Genomic DNA, 24,530 nt, shown 5'->3' on the forward strand with positions numbered 1-24,530 from the left:
CTGACCGCGAGGGCCGCGACGGTGGAGGGTGGAAGCGGTCGGACGGCCACGCCGGAGTGGGTGTCGCACCGTGTGGTCGCCACGACCGACCGCAGGGCTGAAGGGATGTGTTCCCGATGCGGACACCCACATCGAACCCGCAGGACGAGGTAGACCCCCGGTCGCGGAGCCGGCAGCGCGGTACGTCGAGGACCCGGCTCGCGGCCTTGGCGCGTCCAGCAACTTCCGCGAGCCGTCGAGCCGGCGTGGTGATCGCCGTCCTGCTGGCCGCGGCCTACGGCGCCGCCGTGGGCGTCACGCTCCCGCGGGGCCCGGTGACGACCGGTGGGGCGCTGACGACACTGGTGGTGAGCGTCGCCGTCGGCCTGGTCGCCGGCTACCTCACGCGTACGCGGTGGGCGATGCTCATCGCTCCGCTGGTGTTCGCCGCGGCGTTCGAGCTGGTGCGCGCCGGCGCGAGCGGCCCCACCGTCGACGGCATCCGCCTGACCAGCACGTACGGCGCGCTGGCGTTCGTTGTTGGGCGGGGCTTCTTGGCACTGATGACACTGGCGCCGATCGCTCTGGGCGCCGTTATGGGCGCCGGCGCGGCCCGAGCGCCCCGGACGACTCCGACGTCGCACGGATGGTCGAGGTCGGCGCTGTACCTGCGCCGGGCGATCACGGCGACCCTCGCTGTCGCGCTCGTGGCGTTCGGAGCCCTGTTGGCTCGACCCGCACAGACCGAACCGATCCTCGGGGTCGACGGCGAGCCGCTTCCCGACAGCGTCGCGGAACTGACGAGCGTCGAGATCGACGGGCACGACCTGGGGCTGATGATCCGCGGCCACGACGTCGACAACCCGGTGCTGCTCTTCCTCGCGGGTGGACCGGGTGGGAGCGAGCTCGGCGCGATGCGCCGTCACGCCGAGGGCCTCGAGGAGGACTTCGTCGTGGCCACCTTCGACCAGCGCGGCACCGGCCGCTCCCACGGCGAGCTGGAACCCACCGACACGCTCACCTTGGATCGCGCGGTAGCGGACGTCATCGAGGTCGCCCACCACCTGCGCGACAGGTTCGACCAGGAGCAGATCTACCTCGTAGGCCAGTCCTGGGGCGCCACCCTCGGCGTGCTCGCAGTCCAAGCCGACCCCGCCCTGTTCGAGGCGTTCGTCGGTGTCGGCCAGATGGTCAGCCAGCGCGAGACCGACCGAATCTTCTATCAGGACACCCTCGCGTGGGCGCAGCGCGAGGGCGACCAGGACCTCGTCGATCAGCTCACCGAGATCGGGCCACCGCCCTACGACGACGTGGCGGACTACGAGATCGCCCTGTCCCACGAGCACCAGGTCTACAGCTACGACCACAGTGCGAACGCCGAGGGCCAGGGCGGGTTCTCCGAGAACCTGTTCGTCGAGGAGTACACGCTGCTGGAGCAGGTGCACGCCCTCGGAGCATTCCTCGACGTCTTCGCCACGCTGTACCCGCAGCTGCAGGACATCGACTTCCGGGTCGACGCCGTCGAGCTCGACGTCCCGGTCTACCTCGTGCAGGGCAGGCACGAGGCCCGCGGCCGCTCCGAGCTGGCCGAGGAGTGGTTCGGGATGCTCCAGGCACCGCACAAGGAGCTGATCGTGCTCGACACCTCCGGTCATCGACCGATCTTCGAGCAGCCCGACGAGTTCCACGACGTGATGGTGAACGACGTCCTGCCCGACCGGCTCACCTCACCATGAGGCGCAGACCGGAGAACCACGCAGGAGAAGGAGTGGAGATGAGGATCACAGAGGTGCTCGGCGCGGCGAGCGACGCGATCACCGTCGAACGGGTGTTCGCGAGACTCTACGAGAAGGACGGCCTCACCGTCATCGCAGCCGCCGCCGTGTCCGGCGGCGCAGGCGGCGGCTCGGGGACCGACCCGAACGGACAGCAGGGCGGGGGCGCCGGCTTCGGGGCCAACGCCAGACCGGTCGGGGCATATGTCATCGAGGACGGGAGCCTGACCTGGCGACCGGCTGTCGATCCGAACCGGATCATCACCATGGTCGGCCTGATCGTCATCGTCTGGCTCCTTCGCCGGCCGCGACCGACGAAGGCTCGGCAGACCGGGGCGCGGTGGCCGGCGAGCGCTACGGCGACATGAGCACGATCGACGCCTGAGGCCACCCGGGAGGCCACCGGGACGGCGGTCCGGCGCTACCGTGCCGTCCATGACCACGCCCGACGTCGACGTCCTGCTCACCCGCGCCCGCAGCTGGGCGGCGCAGGATCCCGACGAGCAGACCCGCGGCGAGCTGGAGGACCTGGTCGACCGGGTGGCCGCCCGGCAGGCGCCGGACGACGTCGCCGAGCTCGCCGACCGGTTCCGCGGGACGCTGCAGTTCGGCACCGCCGGGTTGCGGGGCGCGCTCGGCGCCGGGCCCAACCGGATGAACCGCGTCGTGGTGATCCGCGCGGCGGCCGGCCTGGCGTCGTACCTCCTCGACGAGGGCGCCGCGCCCGGCAGCTCGGTCGTCATCGGCTACGACGCCCGCCACAACTCCGACGTCTTCGCCCGCGACACCGCCGAGGTGATGGCCGGCGCAGGGCTCGTGCCGCTGCTGCTCCCCCGGCCGCTGCCGACCCCGGTGCTCGCCTACGGGATCCGGGAGCTCGGGTGCGTGGCCGGCGTCATGGTCACCGCCAGCCACAACCCCCGCAGGACAACGGCTACAAGGTCTACCTCGGCGACGGCACGCAGATCGTCCCGCCCGCGGACACCGAGATCGCCGCCCGGATCGCGGCGGTCGGCTCGCTCGCGTCGGTGCCGCGCACGCCGCTCGGCGCGGCCGGCGGCCGCGTGCTCGGCGAGGACGTCGTCGACTCCTACCTCGACACCGTCGCGGCGCTCGCCGCCGACGGGCCGCGCGACCTCGACGTCGTCTACACCCCGTTGCACGGGGTGGGTGGTTCCTCGGTCGTGCAGGTGCTGGAGACCGCGGGCTTCGCCGCCCCCGCGTCGTCGAGGCGCAGGAGCAGCCGGACGCGGACTTCCCGACCGTCGCCTTCCCCAACCCGGAGGAGCCGGGGGCGATGGACCTGGCGATCGACCTCGCCCGCAGCAGCGGCGCCGACCTCGTGGTCGCCAACGACCCCGACGCCGACCGGTGCGCGGCCGCGGTCCCCGGCCCGGACGGCTGGCGGATGCTGCGCGGCGACGAGGTCGGCGCGCTGCTCGCCTCGCACCTGCTGCGCCGCGGCAAGCAGGGCACCTACGCGACGTCCATCGTGTCCTCCTCGCTGCTCGGCAAGCTCGCCGCCGCTGCCGGCCAGGACCACGTCGAGACGCTCACCGGCTTCAAGTGGATCGGCCGGCTCCCCGGGCTGGCGTTCGGCTACGAGGAGGCGCTCGGCTACTGCGTCGACCCCGAGCACGTCGCCGACAAGGACGGCGTCTCCGCGCTGCTCATGCTCTGCGAGCTGGCGGCGGAGGCGAAGGCCGACGGCCGGTCGCTGCCGGACCTCCTCGACGACATCGCCGTCGAGCACGGCCTGCACGCCACCGATCAGGTCTCGGTGCGGGTCACCGACCTCGCCGAGATCGGCCGCGCGACGACCCGCCTCCGCGAGGCGCCGCCCACGACCCTGGGCGGCCTGGCCGTGGAGTCCGCGGAGGACCTCAGCGAGGGCGTCGGCGACCTGCCGCCGACCGACGGCCTGCGCTACCGCCTCGCCGAGGGGGGCCCGCGTCATCGTCCGCCCCAGCGGCACCGAGCCGAAGGTGAAGTGCTACCTCGAGGTCGTGGTGCCGGTCGACGGCGGCGACGTCGCTGCGGCACGCACCGTCGCGGACGAGCGGCTGGCCGCGATCGGCGCCGACATCGCCGCGGCGGCCGGGCTCAGCGGGTAGCGCTCGGGCCCCGGTCAGAGCACCAGCGCCACGACGAACGCCACCGCGAGCACCGCGAGCAGCGCGATCTCCACGCGCGCCGGCTCGCGGCGTACCTCCGCGGCCAGCGCGGCCTGCTCGTCGGACATCAGGCGTACGCCGCGGACGGCGCGGGCGTCCTCGGCGAGCCGGCCGATCCGGCTCTCCAGCAGGCCGCCCGGGGAGAGGTTGGCGAGGTCGTCCTCGCCGCGGCCGGAATCCTTGCGCGACTGGCGCCTGCTGCGGCTGATGCCGGTGCCGGTGTAGCGCTTGTCGCCGACCCGGACCGCGATCATCTGGCCCACGCCGACCTGCTCGATCGCGGCCATCGGGATGGTCACGGTCTCGAGCATGTTGCGCAGCACCAGCCGCTCCCGCTCGACGGTGACCGAGGGCCGCACCAGCGCGACCCAGAGCACCACGGCGACCAGGCCGCACAGCGGCCACGCCCACGCGGCGTAGCCGAGGTCGCGGTCGACGATCCCGAGGACGACGGCCACCGCGACGGCGGCCAGCCCGATCCACCCGAGCACCTGGCTGCCGGTCGAGCTGAACCGCTCGGTGCGCTGCTCGGCCACGCTGCTCCTCGGCTCCTCGATGTTTGTCGGTGGGCGACCCCTCAACCCTATGCTGGTGAGGTGACAGCCACTGCACGCACGGACCCCGCTCAGGGTCTCGCGGCCTACGCCGAGGTGACGGCCGGCGAGGCGTCGCTGCGACGCTTCCTCCACGGCCTCCCCGGCGTCGACCAGGTGGGTGCCGAGGCGCGTGCGGCAGCGCTCGGCACCCGGTCGATCAAGACCACCGCCAAGGCCTACGCCCTCGACCTCGCGATCAGCATGGTCGACCTCACCACGCTCGAGGGCCAGGACACCCCCGGCAAGGTGAAGGCGCTCGCCACCAAGGCGCTGCGCCCCGATCCGGCCGATCCCGGCTGCCCGAAGGTCGCCGCGGTCTGCGTCTACGGCGACCTCGTCGCCACCGCCAAGGAGGTCGTCGGCGACCAGGTCAACGTCGCCGCGGTCGCCACGGCGTTCCCCAGCGGCCGGGCGTCGCTGGAGGTCAAGCTCGCCGACACCCGCGACGCGGTGGCCGCCGGCGCCGACGAGATCGACATGGTGATCGACCGCGGGGCGTTCCTCGCCGGCCGCTACCTGCAGGTCTTCGAGGAGATCGTCGCCGTCAAGGAGGCCTGCCGCCGCCCCGACGGCAGCCACGCCCACCTCAAGGTGATCTTCGAGACCGGCGAGCTGCAGACCTACGACAACGTCCGCCGCGCGTCGTGGCTGGCGATGCTCGCCGGCGGCGACTTCATCAAGACCTCGACCGGCAAGGTGCAGCCGGCCGCCACGCTGCCGGTCACGCTGGTGATGCTGGAGGCGGTGCGCGACTTCCGCGAGGCCACCGGCGTCCAGGTCGGCGTCAAGCCGGCCGGCGGCATCCGCACCGCCAAGGACGCGATCAAGTACCTCGTGATGGTCAACGAGGTCGCCGGGGACGACTGGCTCACGCCGGAGTGGTTCCGGTTCGGCGCGTCCACGCTCCTCAACGACCTGCTGATGCAGCGCACCAAGCTCGCCACCGGCCGCTACAGCGGGCCCGACTACTTCACCCTGGACTAGGTCATGGCATTCGAGTACGCACCCGCGCCGGAGTCGCGCGGCATCGTCGACATCAAGGCGTCCTACGGGCTGTTCATCGACGGCGAGTTCGTCGACGGCCACGGGGCGTCGTTCAAGACCGTCAACCCCGCCAGCGAGGAGACCCTCGCCGAGGTGGCCGAGGCCGACGAGAAGGACGTCGACCGGGCGGTCCGGGCGGCCCGCAAGGCGTTCCGCACCTGGTCGCGGATGCCGGGCCGCGAGCGGGCGAAGTACCTGTTCCGGATCGCGCGGATCATCCAGGAACGCAGCCGCGAGCTCGCGGTGCTGGAGTCGATCGACAACGGCAAGCCGATCAAGGAGAGCCGCGACGTCGACGTCCCCCCAGGTCGCCGCCAACTTCTTCTACTACGCCGGGTGGGCCGACAAGCTCGAGCACGCCGGCCTCGGGCCCGACCCGCAGCCCCACGGCGTCGCCGGACAGGTCATCCCCTGGAACTTCCCGCTGCTCATGCTGGCGTGGAAGGTCGCCCCCCGCCCTCGCGTGCGGCAACACCGTCGTGCTCAAGCCCGCCGAGACCACCCCCTGACCGCGCTGCTGTTCGCCGAGATCTGCCAGCAGGCCGACCTGCCGCCGGGCGTGGTCAACATCGTCACCGGCGCCGGCGCGACCGGGGAGGCCGTGGTCTCCCACCCCGACGTCGACAAGGTCGCGTTCACCGGCTCCACCGAGGTCGGCAAGGCGATCGCCCGCGCGATCGCCGGGACCCGCAAGAAGGTCACGCTCGAGCTCGGCGGCAAGGCCGCCAACATCGTGTTCGAGGACGCGCCGATCGACCAGGCGGTCGAGGGCATCGTCAGCGGCATCTTCTTCAACCAGGGCCACGTCTGCTGCGCCGGCTCCCGGCTGCTGCTGCAGGAGTCGGTGGCCGACGAGGTGCTCGCGCGGCTCAAGCGGCGGATGGCGACGCTGCGCGTCGGCGACCCGCTCGACAAGAACACCGACATCGGCGCCATCAACTCCGCCGAGCAGCTGGCCCGGATCCGCGCGCTCACCGAGATCGGCGACCAGGAGGGCGCCGAGCGCTGGTCTCCCCCGTGCGAGCTGCCCTCCTCCGGCTACTGGTTCCCGCCGACCGTCTTCACCGGCGTCTCCCAGGCCCACCGGATCGCGCGCGAGGAGATCTTCGGTCCGGTGCTGTCGGTGCTGACCTTCCGCACCCCGGCCGAGGCGGTCGAGAAGGCCAACAACACCCCCTACGGCCTCTCCGCCGGCGTCTGGACCGAGAAGGGGTCGCGGATCCTGCACATGGCCGACCGGCTCCGGGCTGGCGTGGTGTGGGCCAACACGTTCAACAAGTTCGACCCGGCCAGCCCGTTCGGCGGCTACAAGGAGTCCGGCTACGGCCGCGAGGGCGGCCGGCAGGGCCTCGTCTCGTACCTGAAGGGAGCCGAGTGATGGCGCGGGTCGAGGTCCGCAAGACCTACAAGCTCTACATCGGCGGCGCGTTCCCGCGGTCGGAGTCCGGCCACTCCTACGAGGTCGCCGACAGCAAGGGGCGGTTCGTGGCCAACGCCGCGCTGGCGTCACGCAAGGACGTGCGTGACGCGGTCGTCGCGGCGCGCAAGGCGTTCCCCGGCTGGTCAGGCCGGACGGCGTACAACCGCGGGCAGGTGGTCTACCGGGTCGCCGAGGTGATGGAGGACCGGCGGCCCCAGTTCGTGCAGGCGGTGCAGCAGTCGGAGGGCGCCTCGTCGTCCGCGGCGTCGCGCCAGGTCGACGAGGCCATCGACCGGCTCGTCTGGTACGCCGGCTGGGCCGACAAGCTGGCCCAGGTCGTCGGCAACGCCAACCCGGTCGCCGGCCCGTTCTTCAACCACACCGCGCCCGAGCCGACCGGCGTCGTCGGCGTGCTCGCACCGCAGGCGTCCTCGCTGCTCGGTCTGGTGTCCGTAGTCGCTCCGGTGGTCGTCACCGGCAACACCGCGGTCGTCGTGTCGTCCTACGACCGCCCGCTGCCGGCGGTGACCTTCGCCGAGGTGCTAGCCACCTCCGACGTGCCCGGCGGCGTGGTCAACCTGCTCACCGGCGACGCCACCACCCTCGGCCCCTGGCTGGCCGCCCACATGGACGTCAACGCGATCGACCTCGCCGGCGCCGCCGGCCAGGAGGAGCTGACCACCGCGCTCGAGGTCGCCGCGGCCGACAACCTCAAGCGGGTCCGCCGCGCCCCCGACGCCGAGCCCGACTACACCGCCGCGCCGCCGCTGTCGACGATGACCGACTTCCTCGAGACCAAGACCGTCTGGCACCCGGTCGGCATCTGAGCCTCACCGCAGCGCGGCGGGACCGCCGCGCCACGTCCGGAGGCACGGCGCCCACCGCGTCGGCGTCGGGCACCGGGTCGCCGGCGACGCGGGACAGCGGGATGTGGCCGCCCCAGCCGCCGGCGGCGACGTCCTCCGGCTCGTCGCCCGGGCCGCCGGCGCGGGCCTTCATCGACGCCTCGGCGAGCGGCACCGCGAGCACCGCGGTGGCGGCGAGCTCCTTGCGGGTGCTCGCCCGCAAGGTGGCGGAGCGACCGGGGATCATGTGGTCGACGATGAGGTCGAGCGCGCGGCCGCGCTCGTCGGGGTCGTCGACGAGCCGGGCGGTGCCGATCACGACCGCCGAGCGGTAGTTCATCGAGTGGTGGAACGCCGACCGGCCGGCGACCAGGCCGTCGAGCTCGGTCACCGTCACGCAGACCGTCGCGCCACCGGCGTGGCGCAGCCAGCCGGCGGCGACCGATCCGTGCACGTAGAGGCTGCCGCCGTCGTCCGGCCCCGCGGGGTCGACGCCGAACGCGGTGGGCAGCACGAGCGGGTGCGCCTCCGCGCCCTCGCCCACGACGACCCCGAGGTGGGCGACCAGCGCGTCCGCGAGGAGCTCGTGCAGCGCTGCGCGGTCGGCGACCGCCCGGTTGCGGCCGCGGGTGACGGTGGTGCGGGCGGTCGGCGAGAGCGGCAGTGTCGTCATGGGACCAGCCTGGCGTCGAAGTGGCCTAGACTCATGGGCCAATCCCGATCGATTCAGGCAGGACACCTTGACCGCTGCGCTCGCCGTCGTCCTCGACCGCGCCGACCGCCGCCCGCTCGGCGCCCAGCTCGCGGACGAGGTGCGCCGGCAGGTGACCGACGGCCGGCTCTCCCCAGGCGCCCGGCTGCCGAGCAGCCGCGCGCTCGCCCATGAGCTCGGGGTCGCCCGGGCCGTGACCGAGCAGGCCTACGCCCAGCTCGTGGCCGAGGGCTGGCTGGAGGGGCGACGCGGGTCGGGGACGTTCGTGTCGGCCGCCGCGCCGTTGCCGCCCACCGCCCGGCGCCGCCGTACGACGGCCGCCGCGGAGCGGCCCCTCCTCCGGCTCGACGCGGGGACGCCCTGGATCGACCCGCGGCACACGGCGACCTGGCGCCGCGCCTGGCGGGGAGGTGGCGAGCAGCCGTCCGCCGGCGGGGTACGACGACCCGCGAGGCCTCCCCGAGCTGCGGGCGCTCGTCGCCGAGCGGCTCGCCCGGCTCCGCGGCGTCGACTGCGACCCCGACGAGGTGCGGATCACGGCGGGGACGACCGCCGGCCTGCGGCACCTGCTGCCCGCATTGCCCCCGGGGCCGGTCGCCGTCGACGACCCCGGCTACCGGGCGGCCGCCGCCACCGTCGTGCTCGGCGGCCGCGGCGTCGTCGACGTGCCGGCGCCCGGCCCGCCGCCGTCCGCCGACGTGCTCGCCCGCTGCGCCGCGGCGTACCTGACCCCGGCCCACCAGCACCCGTTCGGCCCGACCATGTCCGGGGCCGACCGGCTCGCCGTGCTCGCCGCGAGCCGGAGCACCGGCGCGCTGCTCGTCGAGGACGACTACGACTCCGAGTTCCGCTACGACGTCGCGCCCGTCCCGGCCCTGGAGTCGCTCGACCGCGACCGGGTGGCCTACCTCGGCACCGCCAGCAAGACCGTCGCCCCGAGCATGCGGCTCGGGTGGCTGGTCGCCCCGCCGGCCCTGGTCGGCGAGGTCGACCGGATCCGTCGCGTCACCCACGACAGCGCCGCCTGGCCGGTGCAGCGGGCCTTCCTCGCGCTGCTCCGCGACGGCTACGTCGACAAGGTGGTGCGCGCCGCCCGGCGGGTCTACGCCGAGCGTGCCGCCCGCGTCACCGCCGCGCTGGCGACGCACGGACGCACCCACGGCCCGGTCGCCGGCATGTACGCCACCGTCGAGCTCTCCGCCGACGCGACCCGGCGGGCGCAGGAGGCGGCCCGGCGGGCGGGGTACGACGTGCCCGGCCTGGCCGACTACTGCCGCAGCCACGTGCGGCACGGTCTCGTCGTCGGCTTCGGCGGCTGCACCGACGAGCAGCTCGACGCGGCGCTGGCCGCGCTGGTGCGCGGGCTGGAGGGGTGACGGAGCGGCGCCCGTGACCGTCGTGCCCCGTCCCGCCGTCTAGGCTGGTTCGGTGCCCGCCCGCGTGATCGTCCTCGCCGGCCCGTCCGGGGCTGGGAAGTCGCGGCTCGCGGAGCGGCTCGAGCAGCGGTTCGGGTGGCCGACGCTGCGGCTCGACGACTTCTACCGCGACGGCGACGAGCCCGGTCTCCCGCTGATCGGCTCCGGCGCCAACGCCGGCCTCGTCGACTGGGACCACCCGGCGACCTGGCACCGCGACGACGCGGTCGCGGCGCTGCTCGCCCTGTGTCGTGCCGGCGCGACCGACGTGCCCGACTACTCGATCGCCGAGAGCCGTCGCACCGGCTCCCAGCGGCTCGACCTCGCCGGTGCGCCGGTGTTCTGCGCCGAGGGCATCTTCGCGCCCGAGGTCGTGGCGGGCTGCCGGGCCGCGGGCGTCCTGGAGGCGGCGTACTGCATCACCCAGCACCCGCTCCTCACGTTCTGGCGACGGCTCACCCGCGACCTGCGGGAGCACCGCAAGCCGCCGCCGGTGCTGGTGCGCCGCGGCCTGGCCCTCGCCCGCGCGCAGCGCAGGTCGTGCGGCGCGCGACGGAGGTCGGCTGCCGGGTCGCGACCGGCGACCGGGCGTACGCCGAGATCGTCGCGGCGCACGAACGCAACGGTGAGCGCACCGACGCCGATGGACTGGCCCGCTGACGTCCGGCCCGCGGCGCTCGAGCAGCCCGACGGGTTCACCTGCGGCGCGGCCACGGTCGTCGCCGCGCGGATGCTGCTCGACCCGTCCTACCGGCCCGACGACCTGGGCCGCGAGATCACCGGCACCCACCGCCGCCTGACCTCGACCCACAGCTTCCGCGAGCGGTTCCAGCTGCCCTGGCCGCGCCGCCTCGGCACCCCGCCGTGGGCGGTCGCCAACGCGCTCACCTGGCTGACCGGCCGGCGGATCGCCACCGTCCACGCCCGTTCCCGCCCCGAGGCCGGCTACGACGTGCTGGTCGAGCAGCTCCGCACCCGCCCGGTCGGCGTCTACGTCGGCAACCGCTGGCTCCCCCGCCACGTCGTGCTCGCCTTCGCCGCGACCGACGACGGAGCGACCGGCTCCGCGGTCCGCCTCCTCGACCCCGCCCACGGCCGCCTGCTCACGATCCCGCGCGACCGGTGGACCCACCACCAGGTCGGCGTCGCCGGCTGGTCCCACCTCTGGTTCGTGGTCTAGGCGCGGGCTGAGGAGGAACGGGCAGCGTGGCGCTCGCCGGGTCGCCCGTGCCGCGCCGCCCGGGACGTCATGCGGATCGTGGCGATCGCCCTCTGCACGTATGACGTCCGCGGCTGCGACCCGACCGGCCGCGCCGACGAGCCGAGCGAGGAGTAGCTCGGCAACCGTCAGGCCCGGGGACGTGCGCGGGCGACTGAGGAAGAGCGAGCAGCGTGGGCGCTCGTCGCGCCACCCGGGGACGTCATACGGATCGTGGGCGATCGCCCTCGCGGCGTATGACGTCCAGCAGCTGGCGCTGGGCGGAAGCGCAGGGGCCAGGTTTGTGCGGTTGATGGCAGTCACCAGGTGACAGGGATCCACCACAGAGGCCCTCGAGGCGCGTCGAAGCCAGCCCGCACCGGCACCCCCATGCCCAGAACCCGCGTGGGGACAGGGAATCAGCCCACCCGGGTCTGTGGACGACAAGTTTGGCGAACACCCCTCTGCCACCTCCGACGCCGCCAGCCGACAGCGACGCGCAACCCCTCGTCGTTCCCGTCTCGACCCCAACCACAGAACGTCGACCCCAAGCCACCTGGCACCCGGTCGGAGCAACCAGCCAACCGCCGCGACCACCGCGGTGGGTGACCGCGTTGCTCGTCGTTCCTCGGTCACCGAGGACGCAGGCTCCGGCTACACCGACCACCGAGGGCGTCGATTCCACGGCCGAACCCGGCCGATAGGTTCCTCCGCATGCGACTGCTCCGCTCCCTCCTCGTCGTCGCCCTGGCTCTGCTCCTCGTCCCGATCGGCGCCTCACCGGCGCGGGCCGACGACAGCAGCGTCACCGGTATCGCCCTCGACCCCACGGGGAAGCCGCTCCCCAACGTCCACTGGGAGCTCTACACCTGGGAGGGCGGTGAGTGGACGACGCTCCAGTTCGGGCCGAAGCTCACCGACAGCGAGGGCCGCTTCACCTACGACGGGGTGGAGGTCGGCGGGCAGTACCGCATCTGCTTCTCCGACTCCTACTACGACGTGGACTTCGACGCGAGCGACGGCGAGCAGGTGACCCTCTGGCAGCCCGAGGTCCGCCACCGCGACACCTGCTGGCGTGACGCCGACTCGCACGAGACGGCGGAGACCTGGAGCCCGCCCGCGGACGAACCCTCCGCGACGCTCCCGGTCACCCTGCCGGAGCAGGGCTTCGGCATGGCGGCGGTCAACCCGTTCGTCGTCGGCACCTACCTGCCCGGTGAGCCGCTCACCGTCGTCGGGCAGGAGCTGTGGCAGCCGACGAACGCCGCGTTCAGGTACCAGTGGATGGCGCAGCGTGACGGCTCGCTCGCCGAGCCGATCCCCGGCGCGACCTCGGCGACGTTCATCCCCACGGCGGAGCTGACGGGGGCCTGGGTCTTCGCCCGGGTGACCGCCAGCCGTCCCGGCTACAAGCCGGTCACTCTCCCGACGCCCTTGTCGCAGGTCGGCACCGACCGCGTGCCGGCAACCGCGCCGCTGACGGTGAGCGGCGCTGCGGAGCCCGGCTCGACGCTCACCGCGAGCTTCGGCCTGCCTGCGGGGACGAGGAGCGAGCTGACGTGGTACGTCGACGGCGTGCCGCAGCCGGCCGCCACGGCGTACGACTCCGAGACGTCGACGTTCCAGGTCTCCGCCGCCCATGCCGGTGCTCGCATCGACGCCCGGCTGCGGATCCACGAGACCGATCCCGAGGGCAACTACGACGGCGGGACCGACACCTTCCAGCGGGTCCAGGTGCAGGTCGCCGGCAGCCGCCCCGTCGAGCAGCTGCCTGAGGCGCCGGCCCCGACCGGCCGGGCGGAGGCCGGACGGTTCCTGGCGGCGCCCACGGGCCTCATCGCCGACCCGGAGGCGACGGCGCGCTACCAGTGGCTGCGGGACGGGGCGCCGATCGAGGGCGCGACCGCGAGCCGCTACCAGGTGCGACGCGCCGACGAGGACAAGCAGCTGAGCGTCCACCTGACGATCAGCCGCCCCGGCTGGTGGACCGAGCACGTCACCACCTCGGCCGCGACGACCGTCGCGCGGACCCTCCAGCAGGGCAAGGTCGCGGTCGTCGGGAAGGCGCGGGTCGGCAAGCGGCTCACCGCACGCACCCCCGGTTGGGGGCCGAGGCCGGTCAAGGTCCGCTACCAGTGGCTCCGCAACGGGAAGCTGGTCCGCGGCGCCACCAAGGCGCGCTACCAGGTCCGCAAGGTCGATCGCCGCAAGGTCCTCAAGGTCCGCGTGACCGTGACGAAGCCGGGCTATCCGGCGGTCACCAAGGCCAGCAAGGGCCGCAAGATCAAGCGCTGAGCGCCTGCGGACGGTTCAGCGTCGACCCGACGCCCGCTGCTCGGCGTACCACGGCTTGATCACGTCCATGATCAGCCGGTAGCGCTCGTCGTAGGGCAGGAACGACGACTTCATCGCGTTGACGCTGAACCACTCGACCTTGTCGAGGTCGTAGCCGAACGCGTCGCGCAGCAGCGCGAACTCGTTGGTCAGCGACGTGCGGCTCATCAGCCGGTTGTCGGTGTTGACGGTCACGCGGAACCGCAGGTCGGCGAGCAGCTTGATCGGGTGCTCGTCGATCGAGGCGGCGGCACCGGTCTGCACGTTGGACGAGGGGCACATCTCGAGCGGGATCCGCTTGTCGCGGACGTACGACGCCAGCCGGCCGAGCCGCGCGGTGCCGTCGTCGCCCACCTCGATGTCGTCGACGATCCGCACGCCGTGGCCGAGCCGGTCGGCGCCGCACCACTGCACGGCCTCCCAGATCGACGGCAGCCCGAAGGCCTCGCCGGCGTGGATGGTGATGTGGCCGTTCTCGCGGCGCACGAACTCGAACGCGTCGAGGAAGCGGGTCGGCGGGTAGCCCGCCTCCGGACCGGCGATGTCGAACCCGGCGACGCCGCGGTCCCGCCAGGCGATCGCGAGCTCAGCGATCTCCTTCGAGCGGGCAGCCTGCCGCATCGCGGTGAGCAGGTGGCGGACGACGATCCGCCCGCCACTCGCGTCGACGCCCTGCGCGAAGCCCTCCTGGACCGCGGCGACGACCTGGTCGAGCTCGAGGCCGAGCTGGACGTGGAGCTCGGGGGCGTAGCGGATCTCGGCGTAGACGACGCCGTCGGCGGCGAGGTCCTCGACGCACTCGCGGGCGACCCGGGTGATCGCCGCGGCGGTCTGCATCACGCCGACGGTGTGGGCGAACGTCTCGAGGTAGCGCACCAGCGAGCCCGAGTCGGCCGACTCGGCGAACCAGGTGTCGAGCTCGTCGGCGTCGGTGGTCGGCAGCTCGTGCCCCACCTCGGCGGCGAGCTCGACGACCGTCGCGGGGCGCAGTCCGCCGTCGAGGTGGTCGTGGAGGAGGACCTTCGGCGCTTCCCGCAGCAGCTCGGTCGAGGGCGCGCGTGTAGGTTCCATGACTGCATTCTTCCAGGGACGCCCTGGCTGGGCGGTCGACGCACGAAGGAGACGTGACGGATGAGGGTGTTCTCGACGTTCGAGGAGATCGAGGCGGCTGCCGGGGAGGAGCTGGGCACGAGCGATTGGGTGACGATCGACCAGGAGCGCGTCGACCGGTTCGCCGACGCGACCGGCGACCACCAGTGGATCCACGTCGACGTCGAGCGGGCGAAGGACGGCCCGTTCGGCGGCACCATCGCCCACGGCTACCTGACGCTGTCGCTCGTGCCCTGGCTGGGCAGCCAGGTCTTCTCGCTGGAGACGCCCGGAGCGAGGCTCAACTACGGCGTCAACAAGGTCCGCTTCCCCACCCCGGTGGTCGTGGGCTCGCGGATCCGCTGCCGGGTCGCGGTCGCGGGCGTGACCGACGTGCCCGCCGGCAAGCAGCTCACCCTGCGGCACACGGTCGAGATCGACGGCCAGGACAAGCCGGCCTGCGTCGCCGAGACGGTCGTGCTGCTGCTCCCCCGCCTGACCCGTAAGGGTCGGAGCGTCAGGCTCCCGGTGCCCGGCGCGAGCCCGGCATCAGCTCCTCGACGAGTGCCTCGGTCTCGGGCTCCAGGTCGGCGCCGCGCTCGGAGAGCGCGAGGAGCATCTCGTCGGTCGCCGCGGTGACGCCGGGCCCGCCCGGGCCGTCGTCCTCCACCCGGAGCAGGTCGCGCCACAGCAGCTGGGAGCCGGGCACCGCCCGGAGCCCGGCGCGTGCGGCGGCGGCCGCTCCGTCGGGGTCGTCGGTGGTCGACAGCTCGACCAGCCGGTGGGCGGCGGCCTCGACGGTGTCGGCGACCGTGGAGTCGAGCCGGGTGCGGGCGAGCCAGGAGTAGCGCCCGGCCGTGCGGTCGTCGAGGAACGGCCCCCGCACCAGCTGCAGCGCGCGGCGGAGCAGCTCGCGCTCGGTCTGCGGGGCTGCGTCGCGGGACCGGTGGACGAGCGTGCAGAACGCGTGCCAGTCGACGGCGACCTCGTCGGCGAGGAACAGCCGGCCCTCGTCGGTCTCGCGCAGCAGGTAGCTGCCGTCGACGGCGTGACCGAGCCAGTCACGCACCCGCGCCACGGTGGCGTCGCGGACCTCGGTGGTCACGCCGCGCGGCCAGATGGAGGCGGCGAGCACGTTGGGGTGCACGGGCCCGGTCTGCAGGGCGAGGAAGGTCGCGACCTCGGTGGCGAGCGCGAGCCGCTCCCGGTCCATCTGGCCCGGCACCCGCGTCTCGAGCGGTCCGAGGACGCCGACGCGGACCGGCGCGGGAGGCCCACTGCGCGTCGTCGCCGGGCCGCGGCGATCGCGGCACGGCGACGCCGGAGCCGGTGGCCGGCGTGCGCTGCTCGCGCGCCTTGGCGAAGATCCCGGCCAGCTGGGCGGCAGTGCGCTCGGTGAGCCGCACGGCGGTCACGGCGACGTCGAGCAGCGGCAGCTCGAGGTGGCCGGCGTCGTCGACGGTCAGCTGCCAGCGGGTGCCCGGCAGGGTCGCGGCAGCCACGACGCCGAGCCCGCGGTCGCCGGTGCGGGTCATCGGCTGCAGCCGCTCGACGACCTCCTGGTCGGGCGCGGACCCGAGCAGGAGGTACTGCGGGGTGATCCCCGGCCGCCGGCCGGCGCGACCGGAGAGGACGTCGGGCCCGCTGCGGTCGGGGCGCCCGCTCTCGAACCCGGCCACCAGGGCGGCCAGGTCGTCGACGAGCGAGAGGCTGCCGTCGGAGACGTCGCGGAGCACCGGCGACAGGTCGTAGCCGTGCACCTTCTGCTCGTCGGCCCACGGGGCGGTCACCAGCTGCACGGCGATCGCGGAGAGCACCTCGCGAGCCACGGCGTGGGGAGCCGGTGATCGACGCCGGACCGCCCACCGCCTCGAGGTCGATGAGCACGTCGGCGTCGTCGGCGTCGCGGCCGATGCACACGAGGCCGGGGTACGGCGCGTTGCCGAGCGGTCCGTCGTCGGCCGCGGCCGCGTCGCGGTCGAGCCGCCACCGGCGGCCGTCCTTCAGCGGCGTCCACGGGGTGGGGGCGGTCGGGGCGGCGGGGGCGATCCGCAGCTCGATCGCGTCGTCGTCGACGGTGAGCGCGTAGACCGGCGGCAGCGGAACGCCCTCGGCGCGGGCGCTGACGGCGAGCCGGCGCAGGGCGCGGTCGACCCGCTCCGCGCGCTCGAGGTCGGCGCCCACCAGCAGCGCGACCTCGGTGTCGACCTCGTCGTCGGCGAGGTCGAGGCCGCGGCGCCGGCGCCGTTCGGCGAGCAGCGCGCCGGCCAGGGTGGCGGCGAGCAGGCCGCCGCCGAGGAGGTCGCCCGCCAGCCCCTGCACCGGCGCGTCCGCCACCACGGCCTCGGTCCCCGGGCCCCGGTCGTCCGCGCGGTCGGCCCGACGCTCCGCGGCCTCCCGGACCTGCTCCTGCCGCTCCGTCCGGTCCGGATCCTGCCGGCTCATCCGCTCCGCGCCGACCGCGTCGTCGGGGAGCACGAGGATCCACCCCGGCTGGATCAGCCGGCCGATGACGAGCTCGCCGCCGTCGGGCTGGGGCCGCCCCTTGTTGAGCTCGTAGATCTCCTTCCAGCGTCGCCCGTCGCCGAGGTGCTGCTCCGCGATGTCCCACAGGTTGTGGTGGTAGCGGCCCTGCGGCGGCTGCACCACGACGACCTTGCGGCCGAGGAAGTCGTCGGCGGTCTGCCCGACGGCGTCCTGCACGCCGCTGACGACGCCGGCGACCGACGCGGCCGGGCCGGAGGGGACGGCGCTCTTCCGGTCGCCGGTCGCCTCCTCGGCGGCCTGCGACTGCCGGGCGACGTCCTCGATCGCCGCGGTCGTGGCGACCACCGGGTTGCGGTCGCGGCCCGCCGCACCGTCGTCTGCGGACGCCGCGCCGGCGCTGCCGAGCACCGAGGACCCGACGAGCACGGTGCCGACCAGTGCCCGCGCCAGGGCCTGGGAGCGCCCGGAGAGCGGCACCGGCCGGGGCAGGCCGCCGCCGCGCAGGAGCGCCACCGCCTCGACGACGACACAAACCGCGAACTGCAACCACGCCAGCCAGACCACGACCAGCAGCACGACGACCAGGGCGTCGAAGGTGAGCGGCTGGGTGAGGTCGTCGCGCGACGGCAGGCCGGTCGGGTACGGCGGCGGGCCCTGCCACAACCACAGCCCGGCCGGCACGCCGACCAGCAGCACCGCGAGGGCGAGCACCGCCCCGACAACCGCGAGTGGCGACGTCTTCTCCTTCACCGGCGCGGGGGCGGTGAACCGCTCGGGTCCGCGCTGCGCGCTGCCGGGCTGGTCGGTGAGGCTCATTGCAGGGTCTCCGTGTTCGCGGTCGCGCTCGCTTCGAGCGTGAACTCTGGGATTCCGATCAGGTTCAGGGTCTTGGTCCTGACCACCAGCCGCGCCCGCACCAGCACGCCGTCCTGCGTCAGGTCGTAGACGATCGACTCGTAGCCCTTGCCGGCGAGGTGGTCGCGGATCCGCTGCTCGGCCTCGACCGGGTCGATCCGCAGCTCGCCGGTCGCGCGCAGGTGCTCCTCGTCGGTCGCCTGCGCCCCGGCGATCGCGGCGCTCTCGAGGTCGTCGGCCAGCCGCATCCGGGCGTTGAGCGCGCCGCCGCCATCGGCGACGAGCCCGGCCAGCACGACCAGCACGACGGCCACACCGACGACGAAGGCCGAGGTGGCCCCTCGGTCGTCGCGAGCGGCGCGGACCCGCATCACTCGACCTCCCCCAGCTGCCGGTAGGGGTCGAGCGGCACGGTGCTCTCGGCGGTGATGCCGGTGCTGCCCGGCAGCCCGATCAGGCCGAGCCCCTCGTAGGAGACGGTGCAGTCGAGCCGGATCGTCACCTGACCGCCGGGCCGCCAGTCGCCGCCGAAGTGCATTGCGCCGCAGTAGTCGTCGTCGAGCGACGCGGTGACCGCGGCACGAGCCGCGGCCTCCGCCTCGCCGCGGGTGTCCTGGAGGGACGCGGCCCGGGCGGCGTCGCGGACGGCGGCGTCGATGTCGCCCTCGACGGCGACGTAGCGACCGGCGGCGACGACGAGGACCGACATCATCATCAGCACCGGCACGAGGATCACCACCTCGACCGCCATCGAGCCTCGCTCGTCGCGCGTCCGCACGCTCACTCCTCGAACTCCTCGATCGGGCCCTCGACCGTCTCGCGGACCCGGGGCACACCGATCGGTGAGAGCTCCTGGGCCCGGCCGGTCACCGTGACCCGCACGGTGTCGCCGGTGATCTGGATGTCGATGTCGACGTCCTCGAGCACCCCCGGCCCGACCTGGTCGGCGAGCCGCTGCCCCGCCTGCAGGGCCAGCCCCTGGTCCTGGTGGATCCGGGCGATCCGCGCCGTCTCCCTCGCCACCGAGTTGGCGGCCTGGTTGCCGAACCAGACCAGCGCGAACTGCACGACGAGGAAGATGATGAAGACGAGCAGCGGCATGAACAGCACCAGCTCCACACTGCTGGCGCCGCTCTCGTCGTCACGGCGGCGGGCCCGGAGGCGGGTCATTCGTTCAGGTTGATCTGGCTCGACTTGTCCTCGACAGCGGACCTGATCACGGCGACCAGCGCCAGTGCGATCGCCGCCACCGCGACCGTGATGATGACCCACTCGACGGCGGACACCCCCCGCTCGTCGTCCTTGGCCCGGGCGAGGTGGCCGCGGAGCAGGATCACCGCGTACTGCAGCTCGGGAGTCATCATCTGGTTCCTTTCATCGGTGGGAGCGTTCCCCGGCGCCTCGCGGGCTATGCCAGGAGCCGGGCGGCGGAGGGGTAGACGAGGAAGATCAGGAAGCCGAGGCACATCAGCAGCTGGGCGACGAGCATCGACTGCGAGCGGGTCTCCGCCTTGGCCTCGGCGTCGGCGAGCTCGCGGTGCCGCATCGACGCGGCGCGGGCGGTCAGCGACTCGCGCACCTTGGCACCGTCCTCGGCGACCAGCGCGAGCGCGGCGGCGAGGTCGCGCAGCTCGTCGACGTCGACCTCGTCGCCGAGCTGCCCGAGCGCCGCCCACGGCGTGATGCCCTGCAGCTTGGCGGCCTCGAGGGTGTCGCGGATCCGCAGCATGCCCCAGCTGTCGCTGATGCTCGACGCGGCCTGCAGCGCCTCGGGCACGCCGCGGCCACCGGCCAGGTTCATCGCGACCAGGTCGAGGAAGGCACTCACCATGTGCCGGAACGCGCGGCGCCGGTCGTCGGCCTTCTGGCGCACGCCGAAGTAGGTGAGCAGGGAGGCCGACGACCGCGCCGATCAGCACCAGCCACAGCGGGATCGTCAGGCCGACGTAGCCGAACAGCGCGAACGGGAGCAGCGCGGCGTTGGGGAGCACGGCGCCGAGCAGCGCGCCGCCGACCATCCGGGCGAAGAACATCTCGCGGGACTGGCCGACCATGCCGAGGTCGGCCTCGAGGCCCCGGGGCAGCTTCCACCCCTGGGCGTCGACGAGCTCGCCGATCCGGGCGCCGAGGCGCCGGGCCCGGGGCGACTCCTCCAAGTGCCGGCGGTCGGCGGTCAGCACCGCCTCGCGACGGCCGCGGGCCAGCCGCGCGTCGAGCAGCGCCAGCGCCACCGGGCCGGAGGGCCGCGGCTGCATGACCACCCAGGCAAGGAGCAGGGCACCGGCGCCGGCGAGGGCGCCGGCGAGCATCACCAGCGTCAGCGTCATCGCGCCGCCTCCGTCCGCTGGAAGTGGAGGAACCGCTCGGGGGGCGTCGTCCTTGGCGAGCGCCCGCAGCCAGAGGATGCCGAGGGTGAAGATGCCCAGGATGAAGACCAGCACCAGCTGGCCGACCGGCGTGCCGTAGGGCTCGACGTAGTCGCGGTTGAAGAGCGCCAGGCCCACCACGACGAGGACGGTCACGCCGACCACGATCTGCACGCTGCGCCGCGTCGACGCGCGGCTGGCGTTGACGCGCTGCCGCATCTCGAGCTCGAGCCGCGCCGACCGGGCCAACGAGCCGAGCACGTCGCGGAGGCCCGGGCCGCGGAGCCGGGCGTTGAGGATCAGCGCCGCGATGATCAGGTCGGCGCCCGGGTCGTCGAGGTCCTCGGCGAACCGCTTGAGCGCCTCGGGCAGCGGCATCCGCACCCGCAGCCGGTCGGAGAGGACGGTGAGCTCCTTCTGGATCGCCGGCGACGCGGCGTACGCCGTCGCGGGGGATCGCCTGCTCGAGACCGACCGCGCCCGCCACGGTGTCGCGCAGCGACTCGGTCCACGCCGCGAGCCCCTCGATCCGCGCGATGCCCTGGCGCGCCGCCCGGGCACCGCCGAACAGCCGGTCCCAGAACAGCACGAGCAGGCCGCACGCCACGGCGAGCACCAGCCAGCGGGTGAGCAGCAGCACGAGCAGGAAGGCGAGGACGGCGAACGGGACCATCCGGCCCGACGCCTGCAGCCGGGCGGTCAGCGACGACGGCGCGCTCGCGACCCGGTCGTCGACCTCGACGCCGACCACGGCGCGCACGAGCAGCACCAGGCCGGCCCCGACGACGGCGCCGAGGAGGACGATCAGCAGCAGGGTCGGGGAGAGGGTCATCCCACCCGCTCCACCCACGGCGAGGCGGCGCCCGGGACGTAGCCGGCCGCCTCGAGCTCGTCGAGGCACGAGATCGCCGCGGCGGGCACCGCCACGCCCTCCGGCCCCTGCGCGAACACCTCGCTGGAGAGCACGCGACCGTCGACGCCGTTGACCTCGCGGACCGACGTCACCATCCGGCGCAGCGTGCCGCCCTCGGCGAACTGGTTGACGCGCTCGATGAAGATCACGAAGTCGATCGCGCCGCCGATGAGCATCATCGTCGCCTCGGCGGGCAGCCGCTCGGCGCTCTGGATGGCGTAGGTGCAGATCCGGTTGAAGACCTCGGCCGAGGAGTTGGCGTGGATGGTCGACAACGAGCCGTCGTTGCCCTGGCTCATCGCGTTGAGCATCGTGACGATCTCGTCGCCGAGCACCTCGCCGACGATCACTCGGCTGGGGTTCATCCGCAGCGAGCGCCGCACCAGCTCGGCCATCGCGATCGCCCCGGTGCCCTCGGAGTTGGGCAGCCGCTCCTCGAACGCGACGACGTTGGGGTGGAGGTCGGGGAACTCCCCCAGGCCGAGCTCGAGCGCCCGCTCCACCGTGATCAGCCGCTCGGACGGGTCGATCTCGTTGGCGAGCGCCCGCAGCAGCGTCGTCTTCCCGGCGTTGGTGGCGCCGGCGATCATGATGTTCTTGCGTGCCCGCACCGCCGCGGACAGGAACGCCGCGAGGTCCGGGGTGAGCGTGCCGTAGTCGACCAGCGTGTCGAGCGAGACCCGCGAGAGCCGCGCCCGGCGGATGGAGACCGACGGCCGCTGGCAGACGCCCATCACCGCGGAGAGCCGAGAACCGTCGGGCAGCCGGATGTCGAGCTGCGGGTTGGCGGTGTCGAAGGGGCGGCTGGTCAGCCCGGAGTAGGCACCGAGCGTCTGCACCAGCTCGATCAGCTCGTCGTCGGAGTCGGCCACCGGGCCGCCGCGCTCCTCCCGGCCGTCGGCGTAGCCGATGAAGACGTTGTCGCAGCCGTTGATGTCGATGTTCTCGACCTCGGGGTCGTCGAGCAGCGGCTGCAGCCGGCCGACGCCGAAGAGCGCCGCGTGGATGCCCTCGGCGAGGCTGGTCTCCTCGTCGGGGGTCGGCGGCGTCCGGCCCGAGCGGACCTCCTCGCGGGCGTACTGGTCGAGCACCCGGCCGATCACCGCGCGCGCGAACTGCCGCTCGTCCTCCGCCGACATCGGCGGCAGGTTGTTGTCGGCGTCCTCGCGCCGCTGGCGGGAGATGATGTCGGCGACCTGCTCGCGCAGGCCGCGCACCAGCTGCTGGTCGATCACGGCCATCACCTGCCTCCTGCCGCGTCGGTCGTGCGGATGCCGGCGGCCAGCCGCTGGGCGAGCTGGAGCCCGGACCTGCCGAGCAGCGTGCGGCGGAACTGCCCCGCCCGCTCCCCCGCCAGCACGGCGGCCCCCTTGTCGTCGTCGGCCGCGATGCCCAGCACGACGACGTGCAGGCCGTCGGCGTCGAGCAGCTGTTGCAGGTCGGCGGGGCTGCGGGTGTCGCGGTAGGACGTCGTCACCACCACGCCGACCGGCGTGCCGCCCGGGCTGCCCAGGCCGAGCGGCTGCCGCAGCGACCGCAGCCGCTCGCGGAGGTGGGCGACGCCGGAGATGTCGGGCCGGGTCACCATCACGACGGCGTCGGCGCCGGTCAGCACCGGCATCGAGGAGGTCCCGGGCACGAGCCGCCCGCAGTCGGCCAGCACGTCGGTGCGGTGCTGCCGGAACACGGCGGGGAGCTGGCCCCAGGCGCCGCCCAGGCCGCCGCCCTGCTCGGGGGCGGTGAGGCCGACCAGCACGTCGGCACCCGTCGCCGTCTGCTGCAGGTGCTCGGCGAGGTCGGTCTCGGAGACGCCCCGGCGCACCGCGGCCCCGAGCGACAGCAGGCCGCGGTCGGGGTCGAGCGGGCCACCCGCCACGGTGCGGTTGCGCCACAGGACGTCGCCCCCGGCGGGGTCGACGTCGGCCAGCACGACCGGCGCGGGCCAGGTGGCCGCGAGGGCGGCGGCCACGGTCGACACGCCGGGCGACCCCTTCGCGGAGGCGAGGGCGAAGACCGTCACTCGCCCACCTCGAGCTCGACGTCGGGGTCCTGCCCGGAGGCGACGATCGCGACGCCCGCCTCGCCGGCGCTGGCGGCGGCGATGACGTCGCCCGAGACCTCGGCCGGCACCAGCAGGTAGGCCGACGACACCCGGTCGGAGACGAACTCCTCGTCCTCGGCCCGCTCGATCGACAGGACGTACGCCGTGCCGATGAACTGCGGCTTCGAACCGGCCCCGGTGGTCTTGCTCGCCCGCCACAGCTGGACGAGGTCGCCGGGCCGGACCTTGCCGGCGGCGGAGCGGGACGGGTCGAGCGGCACCGACACGACCGCCTTCTCCGCGTCGATCGGGTCCTCGGTGGTCACCATCCGCTCGTCGAGGAGCGTGTTGGCGGAGATGCTGCTGGCGGCGTAGGCACCGACCACCTGGTCGGCGTACTCCTCGCCGATCAGGTCCAGGCCCTCGCTGGCGACCTGCGCCACCTCGAGGTCGTCGGCGGTGATCTCGGCGCCGGCCTCGATGTCGCGGGCGGCGACGAGCACCGGCACCCGGCTGTCCATCCGGACCGCGAGCAGACCGGCGACGAGGGCGCCGCCGACGATGAGCAGCAGCGCGAGCGCCGCCAGCGCAGGGCGCCGCTGCCGGGGCGGGCTGACCTGCTGCCGGCCCGCCGGGCCTCCGGCCGCGCGGGCCGCCCGGGAGCGCTGTCGGTCGGCGAGGTTGCCGCTGATGTCGGTGCTCACATGTCCTCCTGAAGCCGGAACGGCCTCTTCCTACCCCATGTCGTCCGGAGTCACGCCTGGCCGGACACCATCTTCCGTCACTCGTCCGCCCGCGGGGACGAGGGGTGCGCGGCGACGCCCAGCATGGTCAGACCGGCCGGGTGGATGCAAGGCGACGACCACGGGCCGGCGGCAGCCGGCCGGGACCGTCGAGCCGATTTCCCGGGTCCCGATGTTTCGGGGTATCGGGGGCGGGTAGGCCGGTCCCGTCAGGGTTTACATCTCACCTACAGGAGTTCGACATGGCTGGACCCGACGGCAGCATCTCCATCGACCACGGAACCATCGAGGCTCAGGCCAAGAACCTCGGCGACCTCAAGAACGAGCTCGAGAACGCCGTGCAGACCACCAGCGGCCAGATCCAGAGCCTCTACGACTCCGGCGCCTTCAAGGGTCTCTCCGGTACGTCGTTCCAGGGAGATCTACTCCCGCTGGCAGAAGGAGTCCGGCGACCTGTTCGCGGTCATCGACGAGTTCGTGACCTACCTCGGCAAGGCGTCCTCCGCGTTCTCGGAGGTCGACCAGGCGTTCACCATCAAGCTCT

Annotated in this window: 21 protein-coding genes and 5 pseudogenes; 12 read left to right on the top strand and 14 right to left on the bottom strand. The window is 73.8% G+C overall.

The genetic code is table 11. The annotated features are described in order from the left end of the window. Positions 1-245 precede the first annotated feature (245 nt). The 3 genes and pseudogenes from MF408_RS03095 to MF408_RS03105 all read left to right on the top strand — a co-directional run bounded on the left by MF408_RS03095 (position 246) and on the right by MF408_RS03105 (position 3,868). Positions 246-1,715 (top strand): alpha/beta hydrolase, encoded by a 1,470-nt coding sequence (locus MF408_RS03095; protein WP_240250222.1) that lies wholly within the window; start codon positions 246-248, stop codon positions 1,713-1,715. A 53-nt stretch (positions 1,716-1,768) separates the two neighbouring features. Beyond that, the gene (locus MF408_RS03100; protein ID WP_240250223.1) at positions 1,769-2,122 is read left to right on the top strand and encodes a spore germination protein GerW family protein; all 354 of its coding nucleotides are present in this window, start codon (positions 1,769-1,771) and stop codon (positions 2,120-2,122) included. A 67-nt stretch (positions 2,123-2,189) separates the two neighbouring features. After that, a pseudogene (locus tag MF408_RS03105) lies at positions 2,190-3,868 on the top strand (phospho-sugar mutase). 14 nt (positions 3,869-3,882) lie between these two features. Here MF408_RS03105 and MF408_RS03110 read toward each other — a convergent pair. After that, positions 3,883-4,464 (bottom strand): hypothetical protein, encoded by a 582-nt coding sequence (locus tag MF408_RS03110; protein WP_240250224.1) that lies wholly within the window; start codon positions 4,462-4,464, stop codon positions 3,883-3,885. A gap of 114 nt (positions 4,465-4,578) precedes the next feature. Between MF408_RS03110 and deoC the strand changes: the two genes are divergently transcribed. The 4 genes and pseudogenes from deoC (at position 4,579) to MF408_RS03125 (ending at position 7,815) form a co-directional block, all read left to right on the top strand. Next, positions 4,579-5,508, top strand: a complete 930-nt coding sequence (deoC, locus tag MF408_RS03115; protein WP_345893906.1) for a deoxyribose-phosphate aldolase — start codon at positions 4,579-4,581, stop codon at positions 5,506-5,508. A gap of 3 nt (positions 5,509-5,511) precedes the next feature. After that, positions 5,512-5,781, top strand: a pseudogene (locus MF408_RS24830) (aldehyde dehydrogenase family protein); the annotation flags it as partial. A gap of 121 nt (positions 5,782-5,902) precedes the next feature. Continuing rightward, positions 5,903-6,946 (top strand): annotated as a pseudogene (locus MF408_RS03120) (aldehyde dehydrogenase family protein); the annotation flags it as partial. Further along, positions 6,946-7,815, top strand: a complete 870-nt coding sequence (locus MF408_RS03125) for an aldehyde dehydrogenase family protein (protein ID WP_240250226.1) — start codon at positions 6,946-6,948, stop codon at positions 7,813-7,815. The pseudogene MF408_RS03120 and the gene MF408_RS03125, both read left to right, overlap by 1 nt. On the opposite strand, the gene MF408_RS03130 is transcribed toward MF408_RS03125, so the two are convergent. Continuing rightward, entirely contained in the window at positions 7,700-8,506 is an 807-nt protein-coding gene (locus tag MF408_RS03130; protein ID WP_240250227.1) for a pyridoxamine 5'-phosphate oxidase family protein, read from the bottom strand. The two genes, MF408_RS03125 and MF408_RS03130, sit on opposite strands and share 116 nt — an antisense overlap. Here MF408_RS03130 and MF408_RS03135 point away from each other — a divergent pair. The 4 genes and pseudogenes from MF408_RS03135 to MF408_RS03150 form a co-directional block, all read left to right on the top strand. Then, a pseudogene (locus tag MF408_RS03135) lies at positions 8,505-8,753 on the top strand (GntR family transcriptional regulator); the annotation flags it as partial. The gene MF408_RS03130 and the pseudogene MF408_RS03135 overlap by 2 nt on opposite strands. Before the next feature lie 202 nt (positions 8,754-8,955). After that, positions 8,956-9,921 carry a PLP-dependent aminotransferase family protein gene (locus MF408_RS03140; RefSeq protein ID WP_240250228.1) on the top strand — a complete coding sequence of 322 codons (966 nt, stop codon included), beginning with the start codon at positions 8,956-8,958 and terminating at the stop codon, positions 9,919-9,921. Between the two features lie 52 nt (positions 9,922-9,973). Next, complete coding sequence (locus tag MF408_RS03145) at positions 9,974-11,140, top strand: hypothetical protein (RefSeq protein WP_240250229.1); 1,167 nt, start codon at positions 9,974-9,976, stop codon at positions 11,138-11,140. 732 nt (positions 11,141-11,872) lie between these two features. Continuing rightward, positions 11,873-13,453, top strand: a complete 1,581-nt coding sequence (locus tag MF408_RS03150; RefSeq protein WP_240250230.1) for a hypothetical protein — start codon at positions 11,873-11,875, stop codon at positions 13,451-13,453. Positions 13,454-13,468: 15 nt separating this feature from the next. Here MF408_RS03150 and MF408_RS03155 read toward each other — a convergent pair whose 3' ends face one another. Continuing rightward, positions 13,469-14,563: an adenosine deaminase gene (locus tag MF408_RS03155; RefSeq protein WP_240250231.1), complete on the bottom strand. Its 1,095-nt coding sequence runs from the start codon at positions 14,561-14,563 to the stop codon at positions 13,469-13,471. Positions 14,564-14,623: 60 nt separating this feature from the next. On the opposite strand from MF408_RS03155, the gene MF408_RS03160 reads away from it, so the two are divergent. Then, positions 14,624-15,220 carry a MaoC family dehydratase gene (locus MF408_RS03160; RefSeq protein ID WP_345893835.1) on the top strand — a complete coding sequence of 199 codons (597 nt, stop codon included), beginning with the start codon at positions 14,624-14,626 and terminating at the stop codon, positions 15,218-15,220. A gap of 43 nt (positions 15,221-15,263) precedes the next feature. On the opposite strand, the pseudogene MF408_RS03165 reads toward MF408_RS03160, so the two are convergent. The 11 genes and pseudogenes from MF408_RS03165 to MF408_RS03215 all read right to left on the bottom strand — a co-directional run. Further along, positions 15,264-15,794 (bottom strand): annotated as a pseudogene (locus MF408_RS03165) (BTAD domain-containing putative transcriptional regulator); the annotation flags it as partial. Beyond that, positions 15,683-17,884: a hypothetical protein gene (locus MF408_RS03170; protein WP_240250232.1), complete on the bottom strand. Its 2,202-nt coding sequence runs from the start codon at positions 17,882-17,884 to the stop codon at positions 15,683-15,685. The pseudogene MF408_RS03165 and the gene MF408_RS03170, both read right to left, overlap by 112 nt. Continuing rightward, positions 17,881-18,294 carry a pilus assembly protein TadG-related protein gene (locus MF408_RS03175; RefSeq protein WP_240250233.1) on the bottom strand — a complete coding sequence of 138 codons (414 nt, stop codon included), beginning with the start codon at positions 18,292-18,294 and terminating at the stop codon, positions 17,881-17,883. Before MF408_RS03175 ends, MF408_RS03170 begins: the two co-directional genes overlap by 4 nt. Then, positions 18,294-18,701, bottom strand: coding sequence for a TadE family protein (locus MF408_RS03180; RefSeq protein ID WP_240250234.1), 408 nt, complete (start codon positions 18,699-18,701; stop codon positions 18,294-18,296). The genes MF408_RS03175 and MF408_RS03180 overlap by 1 nt, the downstream gene beginning before the upstream one ends. Before the next feature lie 2 nt (positions 18,702-18,703). Beyond that, positions 18,704-19,093, bottom strand: a complete 390-nt coding sequence (locus tag MF408_RS03185) for a TadE family protein (protein ID WP_240250235.1) — start codon at positions 19,091-19,093, stop codon at positions 18,704-18,706. Continuing rightward, positions 19,090-19,287, bottom strand: a complete 198-nt coding sequence (locus tag MF408_RS03190; RefSeq protein ID WP_240250236.1) for a DUF4244 domain-containing protein — start codon at positions 19,285-19,287, stop codon at positions 19,090-19,092. Before MF408_RS03190 ends, MF408_RS03185 begins: the two co-directional genes overlap by 4 nt. Positions 19,288-19,331: 44 nt before the next feature. Beyond that, entirely contained in the window at positions 19,332-19,796 is a 465-nt protein-coding gene (locus tag MF408_RS03195) for a type II secretion system F family protein (protein WP_240250237.1), read from the bottom strand. Next, on the bottom strand, positions 19,748-21,121 hold the full coding sequence (locus tag MF408_RS03200) for a hypothetical protein (protein ID WP_240250238.1): 1,374 nt from the start codon (positions 21,119-21,121) through the stop codon (positions 19,748-19,750). Before MF408_RS03200 ends, MF408_RS03195 begins: the two co-directional genes overlap by 49 nt. Continuing rightward, positions 21,118-22,443, bottom strand: a complete 1,326-nt coding sequence (locus MF408_RS03205; RefSeq protein ID WP_240250239.1) for an ATPase, T2SS/T4P/T4SS family — start codon at positions 22,441-22,443, stop codon at positions 21,118-21,120. Before MF408_RS03205 ends, MF408_RS03200 begins: the two co-directional genes overlap by 4 nt. Beyond that, positions 22,443-23,222 carry a hypothetical protein gene (locus MF408_RS03210; protein ID WP_240250240.1) on the bottom strand — a complete coding sequence of 260 codons (780 nt, stop codon included), beginning with the start codon at positions 23,220-23,222 and terminating at the stop codon, positions 22,443-22,445. The genes MF408_RS03205 and MF408_RS03210 overlap by 1 nt, the downstream gene beginning before the upstream one ends. Further along, a complete protein-coding gene (locus MF408_RS03215) occupies positions 23,219-23,947 on the bottom strand; it encodes an SAF domain-containing protein (RefSeq protein WP_240250241.1) in 729 nt (242 codons plus the stop codon). The genes MF408_RS03210 and MF408_RS03215 overlap by 4 nt, the downstream gene beginning before the upstream one ends. Between the last annotated feature and the right edge of the window lie 583 nt (positions 23,948-24,530).

The organism is Nocardioides sp. TF02-7, from assembly GCF_022437945.1.
Taxonomy (GTDB): Bacteria; Actinomycetota; Actinomycetes; order Propionibacteriales; family Nocardioidaceae; genus Nocardioides.

Coding starts and splice junctions, on each gene's coding strand:
- MF408_RS03125 (WP_240250226.1), top strand. CDS start 6,946: ATGGCGCGGGTCGAGGTCCGCAAGACCTACAAGCTCTACATCGGCGGC.
- MF408_RS03130 (WP_240250227.1), bottom strand. CDS start 8,506: ATGACGACACTGCCGCTCTCGCCGACCGCCCGCACCACCGTCACCCGC.
- MF408_RS03150 (WP_240250230.1), top strand. CDS start 11,873: ATGCGACTGCTCCGCTCCCTCCTCGTCGTCGCCCTGGCTCTGCTCCTC.
- MF408_RS03155 (WP_240250231.1), bottom strand. CDS start 14,563: ATGGAACCTACACGCGCGCCCTCGACCGAGCTGCTGCGGGAAGCGCCG.
- MF408_RS03160 (WP_345893835.1), top strand. CDS start 14,624: ATGAGGGTGTTCTCGACGTTCGAGGAGATCGAGGCGGCTGCCGGGGAG.
- MF408_RS03170 (WP_240250232.1), bottom strand. CDS start 17,884: ATGAGCCTCACCGACCAGCCCGGCAGCGCGCAGCGCGGACCCGAGCGG.
- MF408_RS03175 (WP_240250233.1), bottom strand. CDS start 18,294: ATGCGGGTCCGCGCCGCTCGCGACGACCGAGGGGCCACCTCGGCCTTC.
- MF408_RS03185 (WP_240250235.1), bottom strand. CDS start 19,093: ATGACCCGCCTCCGGGCCCGCCGCCGTGACGACGAGAGCGGCGCCAGC.
- MF408_RS03190 (WP_240250236.1), bottom strand. CDS start 19,287: ATGATGACTCCCGAGCTGCAGTACGCGGTGATCCTGCTCCGCGGCCAC.
- MF408_RS03200 (WP_240250238.1), bottom strand. CDS start 21,121: ATGACCCTCTCCCCGACCCTGCTGCTGATCGTCCTCCTCGGCGCCGTC.
- MF408_RS03205 (WP_240250239.1), bottom strand. CDS start 22,443: ATGGCCGTGATCGACCAGCAGCTGGTGCGCGGCCTGCGCGAGCAGGTC.